This window comes from Rahnella sp. P4_A8, from assembly GCF_056402435.1.
On sequence record NZ_JBFUHK010000341.1, the window covers coordinates 1 to 681 of the forward strand.

Consider the following 681-nt stretch of genomic DNA (forward strand, 5'->3'; position numbering starts at 1 on the left):
ACGGCGGATCGGTCGAAATCAGCCAGGGTGAAGATATGGGAGTACCCTCCCGCCTGCTGGTCAATATATCACCAGAGCAGGGAAGCGGTATCCAGGTCGCAGGGACAGTAAGGCGCCTGCGCTAAGTCAGCGCGGCCTAGTCTTCTTTTAAAGTACATGTTGATGTTAGCAACGTCAGCTTATGGCACGAAGCGGACCGCCTGAAGCGCCACCAAGTCTACTATGAGCGAGAAACGGACGTTGAATACAATTAAATCAGCAAGATAGTATCGCTGTATCAGGCGACAAATACTGAAATTCATGTTTAGATATAAATTCAAAAATTAGGGTTTACCCATTATTTAAGGGGGMTTTGTGCGMACTCGYCCATCMTCTCGKTTRATAGTTCTTTCGCMTGAAAATCACGTCTTGCTCTTTAACTTCTGCCATAAAGATGATGCTTTGAGYGGCAARRMATACTGGGCAACKCCMGGTGGAGGRCTTGAACAYAATGAATCYTTCGAGCAGGCTGCTTTACGCGAATTAYTTGAAGAAACGGGGCTKAYAAGAACAGATGCAGGRCCGCAGATMGCATCCAGAACCTTCACMATGATGCTACCAGGTGGAGAGACTGTTCTTGCTGAAGAGCATTTCTTTATTATTAATACAAATAAATCAGATATTGATCGCTCAAGGTGGAGT

The 681-nt window shown here is 45.8% G+C and carries 1 protein-coding gene; it reads left to right on the plus strand.

The window, feature by feature from the left end; translation table 11 throughout:
- Nucleotides 1–354: 354 nt before the first annotated feature.
- Nucleotides 355–681: NUDIX hydrolase (locus AC1DUO_RS25875; RefSeq protein WP_477989586.1), on the plus strand; the 327-nt coding region annotated here is incomplete at its 3' end.